Source organism: Amycolatopsis dendrobii (genome assembly GCF_014145675.1).
Classification (GTDB): Bacteria; Actinomycetota; Actinomycetes; order Mycobacteriales; family Pseudonocardiaceae; genus Amycolatopsis; species Amycolatopsis dendrobii.
This window is the reverse complement of sequence record NZ_JACGZW010000012.1, coordinates 192,588-212,353: the sequence shown is the minus strand read 5'-3', so window position 1 is coordinate 212,353 and position 19,766 is coordinate 192,588. Positions and strand designations below refer to the sequence as shown.

17 protein-coding genes, 1 tRNA gene and 1 pseudogene are annotated in these 19,766 nt (G+C 65.2%); 12 read left to right on the top strand and 7 right to left on the bottom strand.

What is annotated here, in order from left to right; translation table 11 throughout:
- Positions 1-2: 2 nt before the first annotated feature.
- The 4 genes and pseudogenes from H4281_RS33535 to H4281_RS33520 all read left to right on the top strand — a co-directional run bounded on the left by H4281_RS33535 (position 3) and on the right by H4281_RS33520 (position 5,610).
- Entirely contained in the window at positions 3-1,196 is a 1,194-nt protein-coding gene (locus tag H4281_RS33535; RefSeq protein WP_182894856.1) for an acyl-CoA dehydrogenase family protein, read from the top strand.
- Between the two features lie 575 nt (positions 1,197-1,771).
- Positions 1,772-2,295, top strand: a pseudogene (locus H4281_RS46840) (acyl-CoA dehydrogenase family protein).
- Positions 2,296-2,413: 118 nt separating this feature from the next.
- Positions 2,414-4,225 carry a recombinase family protein gene (locus tag H4281_RS33525; protein WP_312872225.1) on the top strand — a complete coding sequence of 604 codons (1,812 nt, stop codon included), beginning with the start codon at positions 2,414-2,416 and terminating at the stop codon, positions 4,223-4,225.
- Positions 4,226-4,464: 239 nt separating this feature from the next.
- The gene (locus H4281_RS33520; RefSeq protein WP_182894855.1) at positions 4,465-5,610 is read left to right on the top strand and encodes a hypothetical protein; all 1,146 of its coding nucleotides are present in this window, start codon (positions 4,465-4,467) and stop codon (positions 5,608-5,610) included.
- Positions 5,611-5,613: 3 nt separating this feature from the next.
- Here the strand turns inward: H4281_RS33520 and H4281_RS33515 are convergent, their stop codons facing one another.
- From H4281_RS33515 to H4281_RS33505, 3 genes are all read right to left on the bottom strand, one after another.
- A complete protein-coding gene (locus H4281_RS33515) occupies positions 5,614-7,941 on the bottom strand; it encodes an AAA family ATPase (RefSeq protein ID WP_182894854.1) in 2,328 nt (775 codons plus the stop codon).
- 553 nt (positions 7,942-8,494) lie between these two features.
- A complete protein-coding gene (locus H4281_RS46835) occupies positions 8,495-9,256 on the bottom strand; it encodes a helix-turn-helix domain-containing protein (RefSeq protein WP_182894853.1) in 762 nt (253 codons plus the stop codon).
- A gap of 41 nt (positions 9,257-9,297) precedes the next feature.
- Positions 9,298-9,570 (bottom strand): hypothetical protein, encoded by a 273-nt coding sequence (locus tag H4281_RS33505; RefSeq protein WP_182894852.1) that lies wholly within the window; start codon positions 9,568-9,570, stop codon positions 9,298-9,300.
- 389 nt (positions 9,571-9,959) lie between these two features.
- Here H4281_RS33505 and H4281_RS33500 point away from each other — a divergent pair, with 389 nt between their 5' ends.
- Entirely contained in the window at positions 9,960-11,387 is a 1,428-nt protein-coding gene (locus H4281_RS33500; protein ID WP_182894851.1) for a helix-turn-helix transcriptional regulator, read from the top strand.
- On the opposite strand, the gene H4281_RS33495 is transcribed toward H4281_RS33500, so the two are convergent.
- The 3 genes from H4281_RS33495 to H4281_RS33485 all read right to left on the bottom strand — a co-directional run bounded on the left by H4281_RS33495 (position 11,376) and on the right by H4281_RS33485 (position 13,786).
- Positions 11,376-11,726: a signal peptidase I gene (locus tag H4281_RS33495; protein ID WP_182894850.1), complete on the bottom strand. Its 351-nt coding sequence runs from the start codon at positions 11,724-11,726 to the stop codon at positions 11,376-11,378. The genes H4281_RS33500 and H4281_RS33495 overlap by 12 nt on opposite strands.
- Positions 11,723-13,267: a transcriptional regulator gene (locus H4281_RS33490; protein ID WP_182894960.1), complete on the bottom strand. Its 1,545-nt coding sequence runs from the start codon at positions 13,265-13,267 to the stop codon at positions 11,723-11,725. The genes H4281_RS33495 and H4281_RS33490 overlap by 4 nt, the downstream gene beginning before the upstream one ends.
- A gap of 138 nt (positions 13,268-13,405) precedes the next feature.
- Entirely contained in the window at positions 13,406-13,786 is a 381-nt protein-coding gene (locus tag H4281_RS33485) for a helix-turn-helix domain-containing protein (RefSeq protein ID WP_116199109.1), read from the bottom strand.
- Between the two features lie 157 nt (positions 13,787-13,943).
- On the opposite strand from H4281_RS33485, the gene H4281_RS33480 reads away from it, so the two are divergent.
- The 7 genes from H4281_RS33480 to H4281_RS33450 are packed head-to-tail and all read left to right on the top strand — an operon-like array spanning position 13,944 to position 19,440.
- Positions 13,944-14,120: a helix-turn-helix domain-containing protein gene (locus tag H4281_RS33480; protein WP_182894849.1), complete on the top strand. Its 177-nt coding sequence runs from the start codon at positions 13,944-13,946 to the stop codon at positions 14,118-14,120.
- Positions 14,120-14,443, top strand: coding sequence for a WhiB family transcriptional regulator (locus tag H4281_RS33475; protein WP_182894848.1), 324 nt, complete (start codon positions 14,120-14,122; stop codon positions 14,441-14,443). The genes H4281_RS33480 and H4281_RS33475 overlap by 1 nt, the downstream gene beginning before the upstream one ends.
- Entirely contained in the window at positions 14,440-14,769 is a 330-nt protein-coding gene (locus tag H4281_RS33470) for a hypothetical protein (protein WP_037366878.1), read from the top strand. Before H4281_RS33475 ends, H4281_RS33470 begins: the two co-directional genes overlap by 4 nt.
- Positions 14,766-15,461, top strand: a complete 696-nt coding sequence (locus H4281_RS33465; protein WP_182894847.1) for a hypothetical protein — start codon at positions 14,766-14,768, stop codon at positions 15,459-15,461. The genes H4281_RS33470 and H4281_RS33465 overlap by 4 nt, the downstream gene beginning before the upstream one ends.
- On the top strand, positions 15,454-17,541 hold the full coding sequence (locus tag H4281_RS33460; RefSeq protein ID WP_182894846.1) for an FtsK/SpoIIIE domain-containing protein: 2,088 nt from the start codon (positions 15,454-15,456) through the stop codon (positions 17,539-17,541). The genes H4281_RS33465 and H4281_RS33460 overlap by 8 nt, the downstream gene beginning before the upstream one ends.
- Positions 17,538-17,699, top strand: coding sequence for a hypothetical protein (locus H4281_RS33455; protein WP_182894845.1), 162 nt, complete (start codon positions 17,538-17,540; stop codon positions 17,697-17,699). The genes H4281_RS33460 and H4281_RS33455 overlap by 4 nt, the downstream gene beginning before the upstream one ends.
- A complete protein-coding gene (locus H4281_RS33450) occupies positions 17,689-19,440 on the top strand; it encodes a recombinase family protein (RefSeq protein WP_182894844.1) in 1,752 nt (583 codons plus the stop codon). The genes H4281_RS33455 and H4281_RS33450 overlap by 11 nt, the downstream gene beginning before the upstream one ends.
- Here H4281_RS33450 and H4281_RS33445 read toward each other — a convergent pair.
- Positions 19,422-19,505, bottom strand: a tRNA-Leu gene (locus tag H4281_RS33445). The genes H4281_RS33450 and H4281_RS33445 overlap by 19 nt on opposite strands.
- Between the last annotated feature and the right edge of the window lie 261 nt (positions 19,506-19,766).

Sequence of the window (19,766 nt, the reverse complement as noted above, 5' to 3'; positions counted from 1 at the left end):
TGATGGCTCGTTTGGCCCGGACCGCGGGTTTGACCGATGTGCAGCAGGAGATTCTGTCCACGGTGCGGTCGTTCGTGGACAAGGAGATCATCCCGCACGCGCAGGCGTTGGAGCACGCGGACGAGTATCCGGCGGAGATCGTCGAGGGCATGAAGGAGATGGGCCTGTTCGGGCTCACCATCCCGGAGGAGTACGGGGGCCTTGGCGAGTCGCTGCTGACGTATGCGCTGGTGGTGGAGGAGATCGCGCGGGGCTGGATGAGCGTGTCCGGCGTGATCAACACGCACTTCATTGTGGCGCACATGATCAAGCAGCATGGGACGGATGAGCAGAAGCAGCATTTCCTGCCGCGGATGGCGACTGGCGAGGTGCGCGGGTCGTTCTCGATGTCGGAGCCGGATCTGGGTTCGGACGTGGCTGCGATCAAGACCCGCGCTAAGCGCGAGGGCGACGATTATGTGATCGACGGCGCGAAGATGTGGCTGACCAACGGCGGCTCCTCCAACTTGATCGCGCTGTTGGTGAAGACGGACGAGGGCGCGGAGAAGGCGCACCAGAACCTGACGACGTTCCTGGTGGAGAAGCCGTCCGGGTTCGGCGAGGTCCTTCCGGGGCTGACGATTACGGGCAAGATCGACAAGATGGGGTACAAGGGCGTGGACACCACCGAGGCGGTGTTCGACGGCTTCCGGATCGGTGCGGACAAGGTGCTGGGGGCCGCGCCGGGCAAGGGTTTCTCGTTCATGATGGACGGGGTCGAGGTCGGCCGGGTGAACGTGGCCGCGCGGGCGTGCGGGATCGCGATCCGGGCGTTCGAGCTGGCGGTGGCGTATGCGCAGCAGCGTTCGACGTTCGGGAAGCAGATCGCGCAGCACCAGGCGATCGCGTTCAAGCTCGCGGAGATGGCGACCAAGGTCGAGGCCGCGCATTTGATGATGGTGAACGCGGCGCGGTTGAAGGATTCCGGGGCGCGCAACGACGTCGAGGCCGGGATGGCGAAGCTGATCGCCAGCGAGTACTGCGCCGAGGTGACGCAGGAGGCGTTCCGGATCCACGGCGGCTACGGCTACTCGAAGGAATACGAGATCGAGCGCTTGATGCGCGAGGCCCCGTTCCTGCTGATCGGCGAGGGCACCAGCGAAATCCAGAAAACCATCATCAGCCGCGGCCTCCTGCGCACATTTGGCCGACCTTAGGAAAGACTCGTCGTGGAAAGTCGGCCGGTGAAGTGGGTCACTTGCTTCGATATCGAAGCAACGAAGGCGGGCTCGGGTTCCGGGTTCTTGGTCGGTGCCTCGATTGTGGGAGGCCGCCGGTTTTGGAGCACCGACACGATCGCTCTGCTCAAGCCGTCGAATGTGATTTCGTACAAACCTTAAGAACTGCTGTCCAGGCTTCCGCTGAACGTCGCTCTCACGGCTGAGGCGAGAGCGTCGAAGAGGGGGTCTAGTCGTTCGCGTGCATCTGCCGGCGGGCGTGAGCCGTCCGCGATGAGGTTTCGGGACGCGCGGGCCGATGTACGTTTTCACAGTGGTGCCGGACCCTCAACTGCTCCCCAGGGGTGCCCAGTGGTGATCGTCGCGACCATGTGCCGAGTTCCGCCGTGGACGGCGCGCGTGCCCCTGCGTCGTTCAGGACGTGTCGGACGACCAGCACCATCACGAGCGTCGCCGGCGCACTCGAGGCCGACGTCTTCCTCGTTGCCGCCGGGGGAGCGCTGTACGAGGTCGCGGCTGCCGGTGCGACGGTGACGCCGGTCGGCTCCCTCGACATGACCCGCCAACTCGCCGACGTCCGCCTCGACGCTGCACCCGGCCGCCTCGTTCTCTCCGACTGCTCCCTCGCGATTCGCCGCGCACTCGAGTGCGGAGCGGGTTTGCTCGCCGCCGAACAGGTCGGCGTGGCCCGCTGGTGCTTGGAGACCACCGTCGAGTACCTCAAAATGCGCCGCCAGTTCGGCCGCGTCGTCGGCGGGTTCCAAGCCCTCAAACACCGGCTGGTCGACCTGTACACGAGCGTCGAATCCGCCGCCGCAGCAGCCCAGTACGCCGCGGCGCCCCTCGCAACGGGCGAGACCCGGACGTGCCGGTCGCGGTGGCCGTCGCACAGGCCCACTGCAGCGACGTCACCATGGTGGCCGCGGAGGAAGCCGCTCAATTGCGCGGCGGTATCGGGATGACCTGGGAGCATTCGGCGCATCTCTACCTCAAACGCGCCGAGTCGGACCAGATCGCGGTCGGGACTTCAGGCTTCCACCGCTCCCGGCTCTCGGCGTTGATCGACCTTCCCGCTTGATCAACGGCGGCCACTTCGACTCGCGAGTCCCGCGCCGAGGACGGCTGCGAATGCTCCTGGACAACTGTTGTCGAGGGCGGTTTCTCATCGACGTCCCGGCAACGCTGGCGTCGATGCCGTGGTGGCCGGGTTCGAGGCCGCGTGGGTGTTCTTCGGCGGCGTGTTCGCGGTTGTGTTCCCGGACAAGATGAAAGCGATCGTGGTGCAGGCCGACGCGATCGATCCGCGGTTGAACGAGGCGGTCCGCGAGTACGCCCAGCCCGCGGGTCGTGGCGCGGTGCGACCCGGCTGGTTGTTGGTCTGTTCGGGCGGCGCTCGTTTGTTTCTCGTCATCGTCCGGTCTTCGCGCGGTCCCGGTTCCGGGCCGGCGGAGGGAGTTGCGGTGAGCGGGTCAAGCGGTGCGGCTTTTGCGGGGGCGGTGGCTGCGCGGCGCGGCCGGTCGCGTGCGTGCGGTCGGGCTGTGAGTGGTGTGCGGTTCGCGTTTTATGGGCGGATGTCGACTGTCGAGTTTCAGGATCCGCGGACGTCGCGTGCGTGGCAGCGCGCGGTGGCGGATGAGCTGGTGGAGGGGGTCGGCGAGGTGGTGGTGGAGTTTTTCGATGCGGGCCGGTCGCGGCGGTGGTCGTGGGAGGAGCGTCCGGCGGCGTCGGATCTGCTGGCGGCCGCGGAGCGCGAGGATCGCGGGTTCGATGCTGTGGTGGTGGGGGAGTACGAGCGCGCGTTCTACGGTGACCAGTTCCGCGAGGTGGTCGCCCGGCTGGGTACGGTGGGCGTGCAGGTGTGGTTGCCGGAGGCCGGCGGCCCGGTGGAGCTGGACAGTCCGGTGCATCAGGCGTTGATGACGTTGCTGGGCGCGCAGGCGCAGCGCGAGGTGGTGCGGGCTCGGCACCGGGTGATGGCGGCCATGGCTGCGCAGGCGCGGTTGCAAGGGCGCTTTCTGGGCGGTCGTCCGCCGTACGGGTACCGGTTGGCCGACGGCGGGCCGCACCCGAACCCGATCCACGCACGGTGGGGCCGGCGTGTGCACGTGCTGGAGCCGGATCCGGCGACGGCGCGGTGGGTGCGGTGGATGTTCGCCGAGCGCGCTAGGAGCCGGTCGATCGCGTCGCTGGCGCGGGAGTTGAACGAGCGCGGTGTCGCATGCCCGTCGAGCGTCGACCCGGCAAGGAACTCGCACCGGTCGGGTGCCCGGTGGATCGTCCGCACCGTCGCGATGATCCTGGAGAACCCGCGATACACCGGCCGGCAGGTCTGGAACCGCCAGAGCACGAACGGGCACGGTGCCGGCGGACGGCGTGGGGGTCGGGGCTCGGGTGCCGTGCGCCGGAACGACGCGGTGGAGTGGGAGGTGTCGGACCGTCTTGCCCATGTTCCGTTGGTGGACGATGCGACGTTCCTCGCCGTCCAGAGGATCCAGGCCGGACGCCGCGCCAAGGACGGCGGCACGCGCGAGTACGCGCTGTCTGGGCTAGTCGTGTGCGGAGTGTGCGGTCGTCGGATGGAGGGGCACTGGGTCCACGGCCGGCCGGGGTATCGGTGCCGTCACGGCTACAGCACCGCCGCGCCGCGCCCGGTCGACGGGCCGCGCAACGTCTACGTCCGCGAGGAACACCTGCTGCAGACCGCGGCAGGACTGATTCCGGCGGACGAAGCGGCTGACCTCAGCCCGCGCGCGATACGGGAGGCTCTTCGTGACCGGGGTCTGGAGATCTCCTGCGGTCGCGCGACACGCGAACTCCGACCGGCCGCGGCGCAAGAAGTCGTCTGCCCCGGAGGGCCGCCGGGGCAGCTTGCGCTCGACGTGGCCTGCGGCCCCCTCGCCGACGCGCCATCGGCGCACCGGACGGAGCACTCCGAGAAGCACGACCGCTCGTTCCCCGCAGCCGACGAGCGTCCGGTATCACCGGGCCGCGACCGTCTACTGGCATGAATTTACCCCACGGATTCGAAAATCCGTGGGGTATGGGAGTGTCCGAGGACGATCTTGCTCGCTAACCACACGCCTCCGGCTGGCTCGATGAGTGGCAGGCGTCGAGTGGGCACGGCAAAGGTGCCGTCGTCTCGGCGGCTGGTGCCAGGGTGCCTTTCTCGGCCTGGCCGGCCGATCGCGGCGGTTGGTGCTCGCCCACGGCACGTAACGCGCATGAGGTCATGAGCAATAATCGAGATGTGAACGTCAGGCTGGCCGAACCCGACTACGAGCTGGTGTGGCCGCGCGCCCTCTTCAAGGCCGAAGCCGCCAAGCTTCTTAATCGCCGCGAGCTCGGAGACTGGAACGACCGCTGTGAGGTGCTCCTCGAAGACGCCTTCGTTCGAGGTTACGAGAGTGGACCGCTGGGCGAGTTTCGGGAGATTCCGGAGATCGCGGACGCCGATCCTTGGGGCGCATCCGGCACATCGCGATCAACGTTAACCGCCAAGCAGCAGTTTCTCCGTGACCTCATGGGAAACGCAGATCGTCTGCACGAGGATGACTCACACCGTCGGCCGTACTGGCGTGAACGAATGTCCGGCCAGCGCCGTAACGAAGCTGTGACACGCGAGGATACGGTTCGCGATTTCGTCGAATTGGTCAACGAACTGGAGGACGCGGGCTACTTCGAGAGACAATTCGGCAAGGACTGTGTGGACGACTCCTATGCGGACAGACCGGCGTTGCTCATCAAGCGGGCGCTTGGCGTTGATGACTTGTGGCCGTTGCCAGTGGCCGCCCTGGCAGAAGACCTCGATCTGTTCTTCGACCTGATCGAATTCCTGCACGATTCTGTGGCGCGGCCGCTGCGGCGCTGGATGCACAGCTACGGCGGTTGCGGCTGGCACCATGGGAGCTTCGAGCTGGAATCGGGTCGCATCGCTTACCGGTGGCGCGTGAACAAGGTGCTCGATCGGGGTGGGATCGGCTTTCGGCTAGCGGACGAAGGGGCGGACATCGGCCGGCTCGTGGCTGTTACGGACGATGCTCGCGCAACCCTGGTCCACGAGTTGATCCTCCACGACGGCGGTGAATCCAGCGACCAGGTTCGTCACGCGATCGAGCTGTTCCGTGCGCGGGGGGCTGACCGCAACCAGAAACGCTCAGCGGTTGTGGTGCTTGCCTTGCTGCTCGAAGAACGGAGGCATAATGTGCTCGCAACGGCACTGGCCAAGAAGGATAGCGGAGCATTGTTCGAGATCGCCAATGGATTCCATATTCGTCATCAGGATGCCCGACAGAGGCGCGACTACGACGAGTTCTACCTCGACTGGATCTTTTGGGTTTACCTTTCCACCATCGAGCTGACCAATCGAGTCATCGACGAGCAGTCCTCAGTGTGAGTATCAAAGCCGAACCGCACCGCATTTGCAAACGCCCGATTTTGGCAACCATCCACAAGAATTGCATCTCGTATGACCTACTAAGTCCAGTACAGCATTAGCGAATGATCGCGCATCTACCCTGGTTAAGTCCCATGACCGCGGGTCGGGATGAACTGTCAGGTTGCGTAAAAGTTTGTGGCTCGCAACGCGTCGGATTGCGTCGCCGGCGGCCGTGTCCGATAAGCATGACCGTACAACCGGCCATAGGTCGCCGAGTGTATATTTCTCTTGCCGTGGGATATTCAACCTCATGCTGAGAGTGATGCGATCGCAGGCAAATTCCAGGAGTTGCCCGGCGACTGCGGCAATAGAGCGTGGTTCGCCTGCGGTGAGCAGCAGTTGCAGGTCTTTTGTCACCCGATCCACGGCAGGTGGATCAAGTACGGGACCGGTCTCGAACTCCCAGTTGCGAACTTCGAGTCCAAGCAGATCGTGATCGTGTGCGTCAAAGAGGTCCCGCAGTTGATCGCGCCAGAGGCGGTCGTGCACGGTGACGATGAGTTGCCAGTCGCTGAACTCCTCCAGTACGTAAGTCATAAAAGCGTGACGGACGGTGGAGTCGACACTTTGCAGCACGTCGTCCAAAATTAAAATTCTGGCTTGGCCGCGCTCGGCTGCCTTTTTTGCAACAGAGGTGAAGAAGAGCAAAGCTATCAGGTCTTTATATGCCTCAGAGAAAAGTTGTTGCGGAAAACAGTTTCGACCATTTGACAATAGTACGACCACGTCGAGAGATAGTGGTCCAGATTCCGCGAAGACGACATCGATTCTCTCGACAGGGTAACCGCTTGCAATCCTATTAAATGCTCGGGATAGTTCTGTGCCAATGCTGGATAATATAGGGCGTAGTATGCTCGCCTGCTTTGCGTGAACTACCGGGTTCAGCATATTGTTGGCATCTTTGATCCGCTTCTTGCTCGCAGCAAGATCGTTGTAGATCGAAGCGAGTCGAACAGTTGCGGACTTGATGTCAGGTGCAACATGGCGCCAACCGTCTTGGTCCTCAAAGTGTCTCCAGGCCAAGCCTCCCATTATAGTTGTACGAACTGTCGTCAGGAATTTTGCGCGATCTGCAACTTCAAGCGGGCTGCATCCTAGCAGGTCTGCCAGTTCGCTCGCGGCACTCGTACGCCGAATTCGCAATTCCGATTGCTCGGCGGTGAGCCGGTGAATCTCGTTCTGAGGGCGTGTTGCGAGCTTTCCTGCCTCGCTCGGGAAGTAGTCCAAGAGTAAGGACCCGCGTTCCATTGCATCAGTGTCAAGAAACCGTGAAATATCATTTCGGTTGAGTGTCACTGGTGCCAGTCGAAAACCGCTTGATACAGCGTCTGGGGAAGCTGTGAGGTAACCAGACGAAGCTTCAATGATTCGACGTTCGACCTGTCGCTGGTCTGACAGCAAGGCGACGACCCGTGGGATCCCGTCGTCAGCGAACGATCTGGCGGACGATCCTACCGGCGATTCAAAGTTCGAGGATCTTCCTATTCTGCCCTGCAATGCAAACTCGATAGCGTCGACAATGGTCGACTTTCCGACGCCGTTCTCGCCGAAAATAATTGTAGACACTGCGGTGCCACTTCGTTCGAACTTGACGGTCACCCTTTTCGGTGAGCCGCGAAAACCCTTAATTTCGATTGACTGCAGCCGTAAGTCGTTTTCGCTCAGATCATAATCGGGGGCATCCGCCTCTAATGCGGATCCCCCTGCATCCTGTCGACTTGCTGCCGCAGCGAGCAAATCAGCGGCCGACCGTTGATCCTTCTGGTCCTCCCAGACCAAGACTGGTAACCCGGTGTCGTACATCCCGACTGATATTGTGTGGACGAGTGCCTTCACTCGATCGGGCGTTGCGCCGGCCAGAACACCGCCGAAATCGGGTTGGATCCCGCGGACCTCGTGCTGGGCCAGCAAGTCCTCTGCGGACTTACGCAAGGATGGCAGGCACCTGACCTTGTGAGATGCCTCCACGGCTACGATAGCTGCAGCCATGCGTTGGCTAACTGTGAGGCTGTGGGATCGTGCGATCGTGGCCGTTGCCGTGAAAACCTCTTGCAGGGCTGTGCGTATAGGCTCGTGGCGGAATGTGTCTGTCGCCTCGTCGGCGAGACGTTGTATCGCCAGGAACCGCGCCCTAATCCGGTTTGGGGCCGCGTGAGGTTTTTTGCGTGCCATGTCGAGAAGATCGGCAAGCGAGCGATTGGCATGCCCGGCAGCAAAGGGGCCGAAGTCTGGATCAGCTTGTTCGCGGGCTGCGCAGATCAGGCGAAGAGCGTTGGCTGCATCTGTCAAGCGTGACGTAAGGTCAACTGATGGTTTCGAAGTCCGCTTCAACGAGCCTATCTTTCTGTGGCACTAAATTACCTTGCGTAGCGGGTAACGTCCTGACTACTGACGGTGATCGCGTTCATCTCACTTCGCCTGCTGCTGAGTCCGCAAGAAATATCGGTCCGACTCGTCAAGTTGTAACACCAGGCCAGGCTCCTCCTCTGTGTGCGAGAGCATACCGAGAAGGGCTTTCGCGCTGGCGAAGTCAGGCACGGCCGCCTTGCAGACGTATGGCCAAGCAGCGACATGCGCGGGGACAGTCGCCCGTCTGTTTGAGGCGAGCAGGCTGTGAAACCCAGGGGTGTAGCAGGGCTGCCACGGTGACGGTGGTGTCGCGTGGTGAGCCGACCTGCCGGAACCGCCCTGGCCGCCACTACCTGGAACAGGGGGCGGCGGTTGGATCATCACTGACTTTCCCGGCCGTCCCCGCCTGTGTTGTAGCTGGCGATCGCTAAGACGGCCGGACTGGAATCCGCGGAAGCTGCAACTGGCTCGTTTATGCTCGTTGACGCTGACGTCAAACCGACTGGACGGCAGCGATGCACCGCAGGATGTGGTCCCGGGATTGCTGGGGGTGGAGCGCAATTTGACGTAGTCGCTGAACCTCAGCTTCGTGGACCGGTCGGGCGGACGTGCGCTCGACGGCGAAGACACCGAAACTTCGTTGACCGCAGTAAACGACGGGCTTGTCATCAGGTAATGAGTAGCGGTCGAATGCGGTAGTGAAGCCTTCGGCCCAGGCGAGTTCTGCCCGGACGGTTCGCAGGACGAGCGATCGGCTTGCTCCTGCGCTCCGCAATAGTCGTCGCAGTTGTTGCTGAAGCGCACCAGTACGCTCGTCATTGGTCTGGAGCACGACGTCGGAAATGAACGCTTCGATGAGGGGTGGGCGGGTCTCTGGTTGCTGGTGGCTTATCTGCAGCAGTTCCGGGAGCGCGAACGGGTCCCACGTAACCACGTCCTGAGCAGCCACTTTGTGGGCGACGAGTGCCGCGGCGCGTGCTGGCGAGGCAGGTGCCCCGTGAACAACCCACCATTCGTCTGGACCGCCGCGGGCGAGTCGGAGGATGTCGCGCTTGAGCTCACCGGACGTGCCAATTGCGCCGAGAAGTCCCGCAACGTCAGCGAGGGCGGGCGTGCGCCGAGCCTGTTCCCAACTGGAGAGAGCAGCAGGTGTAACGCCGATCCGGCGCGCGAGTTCGCGGAGTCCGAAGTTTGCTTCGACGCGCGCATTGCGGAGGGCCGCGCCTAGGATGCGCGTGCGGGGAGACGGTGGCATGGCCGTTCTGCTTCGTTTCTGGCTGCTAGTAGTTCGAAGTGTCAGTTGCGGCGCGACCGCAGCAATGCGGGATGGCTGGATGGGATCGGGATGCCGTGGGCGTTGCGGTACTGGTAGTCGCAGTAGACGCACGTGACCAGGGCACCGTTGGGGTGGCGGCCGTCGCGCGGTCGGAAGCCGGCTGGCGCGGTGAGGCCGCAGAGCATGGTGATGTCGTCGCCGGGGTCCGGGACGGAGTCGAGGAGGGCGCGGTGCCATACGCCGTCCACGACTGGGTGCACGTGGTCGAGGTCGATGAAGATGAGTGCTTGCATGAGGGTCTCCGTACAGGTGGTCGAGGTGTCTCGGAGCTGTCGCGATGTGCCAGGGAGGCATGGGGCGGCGTGACACGACGAAAGTGGCTTTGAGCTGGGCGAAGCTCGGTTGTGACGGCTGTGACGTGTCCCGTGGCGACGCACGCTGAACGCTCCGAGACGGCCAGTTCGGGCCGTTAGCGGCTGCTGCGGGTGGTGTCACACCGGTTCTGTGGGGTTGGGCATCGCACCTGTCCTAAGCTGAACGTGATCTGTTGAAATCATTCAAGGCGACCGACCGATGCGAGACCACGGCACGCCTGTGGCAAGGCTGTGGCACTTGCGCCGCTGACCTGTGTCTGCATTTGCTATCGTCCGACTTGACTCGTCGGAAGGGGTGAGGCAGACCGATGAGCAAGCGGCGGGAAGCGCTGATTTTGGCTCGCGAGGACGCTGGCCACACCCAAGAGACGCTTGCCGCAGTGCTTGGTGTTGACCGGACGACCGTCGCGCGCTGGGAATCCGGCGGGCATCGTCCGTTGCCTCACCAGTGGCCCGAGCTGGGACGAGTGCTTGGGCGACCGGTCGCGGACGTGCGGGCGTTCTTCGGCGAAGGCTCGTCCGAGGCGGACGGGTCCGCGCTTACGTCGGCGTTTGCCTGGCTGGACCGGTCGGCGGGGTGGGCTGCGGGAACTGCTCGGCGAGCGGCGCGGCCAAAATCGGGCCGCGAGGACCTGTCCGGTCGTCGGTCGACGGAAGCCGAGGTACTCCAGCGGTATTACGGCACGCTGCACGGCGAGCACTGCTGTTTCGCTGCCGAGGTCGATGGCGAGGTGGTCGCTACGAGTGTGCTGACCAGGCAGGGCTGGACTGATCTCCGCTGCTCGTTGGACGTCGCTGGGGACGCGCTCATGCTCGACGTGCATGCCGCTGCTGCGGTGCGACGTGCGGTGCCGGATGTCGCTGTATCCCGCCTAGCGGAGGCCGCGAAGGCGGGCGTTCGGATTGCCGACCGACCGCTCTATCGGCTGCTCGACGTTGACGTGCGCGCTGGCCAGGTGGGCGGAACGGTCGGCACCACATCGTTCACGGAGTACGCGCTGGGGCCTGACCTGCTCGAACGGGAGTTGACGGTTGGTGAGACGCGGCTGCGGAGCGAGCTGCTGCCGGATCTCCCGAGCGTTCTCGACGTGCGCAACCGCCTTTGCGCTGGTGGCGTGCTGGCACTAACGGCGATCGCGCGGTCGGCGGATCCCGCCCGCGGCGAAGCCGACTATCTCCTGCTCGTGCAAGAACGATCCGGCCATGTGGTCAACGGGTCAGGTCGGCTCGCCGTGATCCCGAAGGGGTTCCACGGGCCGCTAGCGGACCAGCGCGGCGACGCGCGGATCGGTGCGACCCTCCGGCGTGAGCTGGAGGAAGAGCTGTTCGGCCGGGATGACGTCGACACCACGACGGAGGTGCAGCGCGCGGCCGACCCGATGCATCCGGCGCGGCTGTCGGAACCGATGCGATGGCTAATGGCAGAGCCGGACCGGATGCGGATGGAGTGCACGGGGTTCGGGTTCAACCTGGTCAGTGGCAACTATGAGTTCGCGGCGCTTGTCGTGATCGAGGACGAGGAGTTCTGGCCGCGGTTCGGCGGAGTGGTCGAGGCGAACTGGGAGGTTTCCGGCCTGCGGCAGTACTCGTCGCTCGACCGTGAGCTGGTCGGCGAGCTGATCACCGACGAGAAGTGGACGAACGAGGGCCTGTTCGCGTTCTTGCTCGGCCTGCGCCGGTTGTCGGAGATCGGCGGTGCGCGGGTGTCGCTGCCGCCGATTGACCTACGTTGCTGACGGCCACCGGACGGTCAGCACGACGGAGTCGGCGAGCGCTTCCCAAGAGTGGTCGATTCCGGGACCCCACATGACGTAATCGCCTTGGCGTGACATGGTTTTCGTGCCGCCGGTGACATCGATGCGGAACTCACCGGAGATGAGCATGACGAGCGTGGTGCGCTGGTCGTCGGCCGTCCACTCGGGACGCTTGTCTCCTGCGGGGTGGTTGGCCCACTTGACTTCCACGTCGTTCGTCGCTCGAACTCCGTGCGAGGGGTCGAGGAAGTGGCCGACCAGCCAGCCGCGGTTGCCTGCGGCGTCTTCGTTGGCGTTGCCGCTGGTCCAGCCCTCGGTCACTCGCTGATCTCCCACTCGATCGTTGGCAGGCGCACCCGGTCTCCGCCGATTTCCGCAAGGCGTCGAAGCCCTTGCGTCATGGCGAACAATCCTTCGTTGCTCCACGCTACATCAGTCAGCAATTCGGTCAGAAGCTCGATGTCGGTGGTCGAATACTGGCGCAGCGTCGAGGATTCCCAGTTCGCGGCGACGACTCCGCCGTACTGGTTCCAGAATTCTTCGTCTTCGATGACGATGAGGCTGGCGAACTCGAAGTTGCCGCTCACCAAGTTCAGCCCGAACCCGGTCGTCTCCATGCGGAGGCGGCCGGGTTTTTGCATGAGCCAGCGCATCGGCTCCGACATGAGCGTCGGGTGCATCGGGTCCGCGGTCAGCGAGTCGGTGACGGTGTTGTCGATGTCGGGGCGGCCGAACAGTTCCTCTTCCATCTCGCGCCGGAGCGTTGCGCCGATCTGCGCGTCGCGGCGTACGTCGGTGAGGGGCTGATGGAAGCCCTTCGGGATGACGGCCAGGCGGCGGGCGGCGTTGAGGACGTTGCCCGAGCGTTCTTGGACTAGCAGGACGTAGTCGGCTTCTCCTCGGAACGGGTCCGCGGGGCGGGCAATGGCGGTGAGGGCTAGTGCGCCGCCGGCGCAGAGCCGGGTTCCGACGTCGAGGACTGACGCCAGGTTGGGGAGGTAGCGGTCCCGCAAAGGGAGCTTGAGCGGTCCGCCGGCGATGATGGCGTCGACCAGTTCGCCCTCCAGCAGGTCCAGTGTCAGGGCGTAGTGGACGAAGTGCGTGGTGCCAAACGAGCCGGCGAGCTGGTGTTCGGCGATGTCCAGGGCAAGCGCGCGGTAAAGCGGGCTGTTCACGAGGCGAGTGTTCATGGCCAGCGACTCGGCGAGCCGGTGAACTGCTGCGGTTGCGGCGCGATCGTCGAGGGCCAGGTCTGCCTCGGGCTGCGCGGTGGCGACTCTGAATCGGTCTGATGCGGGGCGTAGCTCGCAGTCGAGATCCAGCCAGTTCGCGCAGGTCAGGACGCTGGTGTTCACGAGTTCGGTGCCGACTCGAGCGGTGTACAGGCCGTGTTCGCCGGTTCGGCTGCCGTAGTAGGCCGCAAGCGCGTCGGCGGTGTCGCGTTGGGTGACCCAGCTCCGGCGCGTGCTGCGGTCGCGCAGGGCTTGAGTGTCCAGTTGCGCGGCTTTGGCGGCGACTGCGCGTCGGGCGGTTCCAGGAGACCAGTGCGCGTGCTGGTCGATCCATTCGAGCGCGGACGCGATGTTCGGGTCGTCGTCCAGGCGCGGATCTCCGGGTGCCTCGGCCGGAGCAGTACCGGTCAGCTCGGCGAAGCGGGCGCGCTCGGCATCGCCGACTTGCTCGTACGCGCGGTCGAGCACCTGTTGCATCTCCGACCGCGGGCGCAGGTCCGGCTTTTGGTGCCAGGACGCGACCGTGCGGACGCCGATGCCTAGGTGCGCGGCGAAACCCTCGTTGCTCATTCGGAGAGCGGCTTGCAGCGCTGATGCGGTGCGGCCCGTCCATTCGTCGGCCGGATTCATCGGCGCGCGCATTCCGAATTCGAAGCTGCATTAGTCGTGCACTGCTCATGCGCTGGCGATGCATGGGAACGGTCGCCGTTTCGGCCTTGAATTCGGGTTATGGAAATCACCTGGTTCATCAGCCCGAAGCGCAAGCCGTCAGCGCTTCTTCTGCACGTGGTCGACGACGGTCGCCAGGCTGGTCTGGACGTCGTCCAGCCGGTCGAAGATCTCGTCCAGGCGCTGTTCGAGCGCGTCGAGGCGAGTCGAGAGTTCGCCGCCGTCGTCGGCTGGCTCGTCGGGGTGCGGCGGCGTGCGGTTCTGCAGCACGGCCTGCAGATGTTGCGGGTGCCAGCCGAGCGTGGTCGACAGTGCTTCGAGCGTGCGCGCGCTCCGTCGGCGCTCGACCGTGTGGTGCTGCAGCTCGCGCACGATCGCTTGCGACACGTGCGATCGCTCGGCCAGTTCGCGCTGTCGCCAGCCGAGTTCGTGCACGCGCATGTCGATCGCCTTCGCGACCGCCGCCCAATCCTCCGACACCTATTCCTCCGCGCTCCGCCTCAGCGCCGAGATTAGCGCGTCATTGCGCTTTTCTCGCGCCGCGTAGCGGGTGTGCCGCGGCGCGTCGGATATCTATGCCCTTCGGGCAGCTGAAATCAACAATATAGTCTTGAAATCATCAGATTGGCCTTTTCTTATGAACTCGAATGTCACTTTTCACACGCCGGACGAAGCTGCGCGACTGCTCGGAGTCTCGCGGGGTGCCGTCAGCCGGGCCATCCGGACTCACCAGCTGCGGGCGGTGCGACGCCGGGAAGGTCTGCGGATCCCGTCGACTGAGCTGGCGCGCGTCCTCCGCGGAGGTGCGGCGTGATGGACGAACTCACCTTGATCGGGATTGCATGGCGGCTCGACGCGCTCCGTTGGGTGCCGTCCGATGTGCTCTACGACGTCGTGACCAGGGACGGACTCTGTATGTGGCCACCGGACGGTGACCCGCCGCCCGCGTCGTCGGACGCGGAACTCGCCGCCCGGATGTGCGGCGGGTGTCCGGTCCGGGACATGTGCCTCGAACTGGAGTTGCGGACGGCCGGGGCCGCGACGGTTGGCGTCTGGGGCGGGATGACGGACGACGACCGGCAGGCGTTGTACCCGCACTGGCTGCGCCGCGGCGAGCGGGCCGGGGGTGCGCGATGAACGGGCTGACCGTGACGCCGACGCAGCTCGTGGCCGGAGTCGGCGTGCTGCTGGTGCTGTTTTGGGTGTGGCGTGCGGGTGCGCGCCGGGCGAAGGCGGCTGCGGAGAAGGCGCGGTCTGGGGCGCGACTGGTGTCGTTGGCCGGGCGGGTCGTGTTCAACGCGGCGCTGATCGTGGCGGTTCAGTGGGTGGTGATCGCTCACCAGGGCGGGACGTGGGTCTTGCTGGCGGTGTTGGGGCTGCCTGCGCTGTTCGCGGCGCATGCGCTGACCCGGGCGCTGACCGTGACGACAGTCGACACCTCGAAGCGGGGTGGTCGGCGATGAGCAGGGCGCAGAAGCTTGCGCAGGACGCGGCCGAGGCTGCGGAAGTGCGGGCGTATCAGACGGATCCGGACGTTGTAGCGCTGCGGATTGAGCGGGTGCGGAGGCAGGTCGACTGGATGGCGTGGTCCGGGATCGTGCTCGGGCTGGGCTTCACGATGACGAACGTGCAGACCTTCGCGTCGACTGATACGGCGGTGTGGTCGTTGCCGTGGCTGGCGGCGTGGGTGCTGGATCCGACGGTTTCGTTGGTGCTGCTGGCGATTCTTCGGGCGGAGCAGGTGACGGCGCGGTACCAGGTTAGGACTGGGCCGTGGGTGCGGCGGGCGAAGTGGTTCACGCTCGCGGCGACGTATGTCATGAACACCTGGACGTCGTTCATGGCCGGTGAGGCTGCGGCGATCGTGTTGCATTCCGTTCCGCCGCTGGTGGTGTTCGTGGCGGTGGAGGCGGTCACGGATCTTCGGGACAAGCTGACCGACGCCGTGCTGGTGGCTGCTGGTGAGCGTCGAATTGTTCGGCCGGTCGAGGGCGGGCGGCGGAAGCTGTTCGCGGATTATCTCGCCGAGGCGCGGGCGGCTTGGGCTCCGGGTGTGGAGATCACGCCGGCGTGGGTTCGGCAGGAGACCGGGTGTTCGCGCGGGTTGTCGCCGCGGTTGGCTCGGACGCTGCGCGCGGAGGTGGCCAATGGCTGACGACGCGCTGGTCAAGGCCGATCCGATACTCGACGGGGAACTGGTGGATGACACGTTGCCCCAGCCGCGGAAGCGGTTTGAGTCCTGGTGGCTGCGATCCCGGTGGGTGCCGACTTGGTTTAAGGACCGGAACCAGGCGCGGCAAGCGGCGAAGGACTTCGTTGCGGGTGTGGTGCGCTCGCCGTTCCGCTGTCTGGGCGCGGTGGCGCGTGGGCTGGTCGCGGCTGCGCGGTGGTGGCGAGCTTGGGTGACGGTCCGGGATTTCCGGGAGGCGGCGGAGCAGTCGGAGAAGTTGGCGGACAAGTTCGCTGACATCCGGGCGCTGACGTTGTTCCGGTGGAAGGTCACCGGTGCGGTTGTGGCCGGTGCCGCTTCGGTGACGCTGATGGCTCACCTGGTCTACGGCATCGTTGCTCTTTGGGTTGTTGCTGGAGCTCTGGCTGTGGCGCTCGCTGCGCTCGGGAGGCGGCGCGAAGGGAGTCCAGGGCGGAAAGCGGTGCTCGCCGGGCCGCGGACGTTGCGCTGGACGATGGATCCGCAGGTGCTGGTCGACGCGTTCCGGGACGCGAAGCTGGTCGGCAAAGACGAGACGCTGCGGCTGGTTGAGCGCGCGACGCGGATGGGCGACGGCTGGGCGATCACCGTGGATCTTCCGGCCACGCGGAAGGCCGCGGACGTGATCAAGAACCGGGAGGCGTTGGCTTCGGCGCTTGCGGTCGATGAGGTGCAGCTGATCGTGGAGCGGGTGCGCGGTAACGGCGGGCACGCTGGCCGGGTCGCGATGTGGGTTGCGGATGAGGATCCGTACGCATCTGCGCCGCGGAGGACGCCGTTGCTCGACGCGGCGCGGTGGGACGCGTGGCGGCCGGTCCCGTTCGGAAGGGATGCGCGGGACCGGCGGGTGGATCTTCCGTTGGTGTGGACGTCGTTGCTGGTTGGGGCGATTCCGCGGCAGGGCAAGACATTCGCCGCGCGGTTGGCTGCGGCTGGGCTGGTGCTTGACCCGTTCACGCGGCTTTACGTGGCGGATTTCAAGGCTGGCAAGGACTGGGACGCGGCTGGGCGCGTGGCGCATCGGTTCATGTCGGGTGATGAGCCGGAGCACGTGCTGGCGCTGGTCGGGTGGCTGGTGGAGCTGGTCAGCGAGGTGCAGGGACGGTTCCGGCGAATGCGGGAGCTGGACGACGAGACGTGTCCGGAGTCGAAGGTCACGCCGGCGATGTCGCGGGACCGGGCGTTGGACATGCCGATCACGGCGATTTTCGTGGACGAGGTGCAGGTTCCGCTGGAGGACCGGACGCCGGTCAAGGTCGAGGGCAAGACGTTGACGGCGGGTGAGTACGTCGGCGAGTTGTTGACCTGGCTCGCGAAGAAGGGTCCGGCGGCCGGGATTGTGCTGGTGTTGGCGACGCAGCGGCCGGACTCGAAGACGATTCCGTCCGGGTTGCGGGCGGTGCTGGGGTCTCGGTTTGCGTTGCGTGTCATGGATTGGCGGGACAGCAACATCGTGCTCGGCGAGCAGATGAACACGCGGGGGTATGACAGCAGTCGGTTGCTCGCGTCGCACAAGGGGGTCGGGATTCTCCGGCCGGACGGGGACGCGCAGGCTGGCGGGGATGTGCTGGCGCTGACTGTGCGGACGTACTACATGCCGAATGAGGATTGGCAGACGATCTGTCGCCGTGGTCGGGAGTTGCGCGAGGCGGAAGGCACGCTGACCGGGCACGCAGCCGGTGCGTCGATGCCGGAACTGGAGATGCCAGCCGCACCGCAGATCGTTGCGGCTCCCCGTGATGACGCGGTTCAGGAGCGGTTGCCGGAGCCGCTGCGCGCGGTGGTCGAGTACCTGGAGGACGTGGCGGACGATCGCGAGTTCGTCCCTACCTCAGAGCTGACAGCCGCGCTCGGTGTCGAGGCGAAGACGTTCGCGGCGCAGATGAGCGAACTGGGCTGCCGCCCGACGCGGTACCGCCTTACCGGCGACGACGGCCGAACTCGTCAGGTTCGCGGATACCTGATAGCTGAAATCGATCAGGCGCGACGCGAGGCGGCTTCGTTCGGCGTCAAGGGGGCGTCATGACGAGTTCCAGGAGCGACGAGCAGGGCGTTGTGGTCATCTTGCCTGCGGAGATGCCAGTATTGACGCCAGTGGTGGCGCGCGGACTGCTTGCGGTCCTCGTCGAGTTGACCGACGTGCCGTGCTGGGACCGTGCGGAGGGGATGACAGATGACAGCTGATTTCGATATCGACCCGTGGGCAGTGCTGGACGATGCGCTCGGCGTCGACTCGGCCGTCGTTGCTGAGGAGCAGATCGGTTCGTTGGCGTTCTACGGGCGGTGCTCGACGGAGGACAACCAGGATCCGGAGACCTCGCTGGGTTGGCAGCTAGGGAACGCTACGAAGTTCGTTGGCCCGCTGGGCGGAGAGGTAGTTGCGCAGTACTTCGACGTTGGCCAGTCGCGTTCGGTGCCGTGGGAGCGGCGGGATGCGGGTGCGCAGTTGTTGGCCGCGCTCAAGGATCCGCGGCGAGAGTGGACCGGTGTTGTGGTCGGCGAGGGCACGCGCTGCTGGTTCGGGAATCAGTTCTCGCTGATTGCTCCGCGATTCGCGGCGTACGGGGTTGACCTGTGGGTTCCGGAACTCGGTGGGAAGTTCGACGCACGCAACCCGTCGCACAAGATGCTGATGAGCGTCCTCGGTGGGATGAGCGAATCGGAACGTCAGCACGTTCAGGCGCGGGTCCGGTCGGCGATGGACGCGCAGGTGATCAACGAAGGGCGGCATCAGGGCGGCCGGGCACCGTATGGGTATCGAGTGGTGGACGGCGGTCCGCATCCGAATCCGCGGAAGGCTGCTGAGGGGTTCCGGCTGCGGGTGCTGGAAATCGATGAGCCTGCGGCGGATGTGGTGCGCCGGATGTTCGCCGAGTACTTGGCAGGCGTGGGCGACCGGGTGATCGCGCGGGGGCTGAACCAGGACGGTATTCCGTGCCCGTCGAAAGCGCGGCCGGAGCAGAACCGGCACCGTCCGGGGGATGGCTGGCAGGGCTCGACTGTCCGGGCGATCCTGGAGAATCCCAGGTACACGGGTTATGCGGTCTTCGGGCGGTGGACGAAGCACGAGCGTCTGCTGAATCCGGACGACGTGAGCGCTGGTTACGTCGTCCGGTTCCGGAAGTCGGATCCGGGAACGGTGGTCCGGTCTCGGCGGCAGTCTCATCCGGAGATCGTGTCGGTCGAGACGTTCGCGCAGGCGCAGTTGCTGCGGCGGTCGCGCGGTGCTGGCGGGATGCGCGGTATCGCGAAGCTGGAGCGGGACCGCCCCACGTCGAAGAACATCTACCTGCTGAAAGGCCTGATCCGCTGCGAGATCTGCGGACGGAAGATGCAGGGTGCACCGATCCGGAAGGCGGTCTACTACCGGTGCATGGCCAGGACGTTGGCGCCTGGATCGCCCGCACTGGAGAGCCATCCGAAGACGGTCAATCTGCGGGAGGACGTCGTGATGCCCGCGCTGAACGGCTGGCTCTCTCAGGTGTTCGACCCGGCGAACCGGGACGACACGGTCGCCGCACTGGTGGCTTCGCAGGGCGGGACGCACTCGACCGGCAGAGAGGCGGTTGAGAAGCGGCTGGCTGATGCGGAGTCGCGGTTGCGCCGACATCAGGCGGCGATCGAAGCAGGCGTGGATCCGGCTGCGGTGGTCGAGGCGATCAACACGGCGCAGGCAGAACGGGAGGCGGCGCGCGCGGAGTTGCAGCACTTGCCGAAGGCGACCGTGATCGAGGCGGCGGAGGTGTACGCGCGGCTGGACTCGATGGATGATGTGGCCCGGGCGCTGAACTCGCGGACGCCGGAGCGGATTACGCGGGTCTACCAGGACCTTGGCGTGCAACTCCGCTATGACAATGAAGAAGAGGCGGTCGTAGTGACCGCCTCTCCCCGTGTGTCTAACGTGTGTGTCCGAGGGGGGACTTGAACCCCCACGTCCGTTAAGGACACTAGCACCTCAAGCTAGCGCGTCTGCCATTCCGCCACTCGGACTTGCTGATAAAGAGAGTATACGACGGTCTGGCACGCCTTTTCAGGGGGGTGTGGAATCCGGTCGAAGGCTCGCATGAGATGATCACATGTTCTCGACATTTTAACCCCTGGTGGAATATCCGCAGGTCATCGGCATGCGGACCGGGCGTCAAGGCGTGGCTCCCATGGCCAGGGCCGAGCATGATGCTGATCTTGCCAGGCGAACGGGACGGGCCTGTGTGCCCTGGCTGGGACCTGTTGCTGAGGCCGTCCTGGAAATCA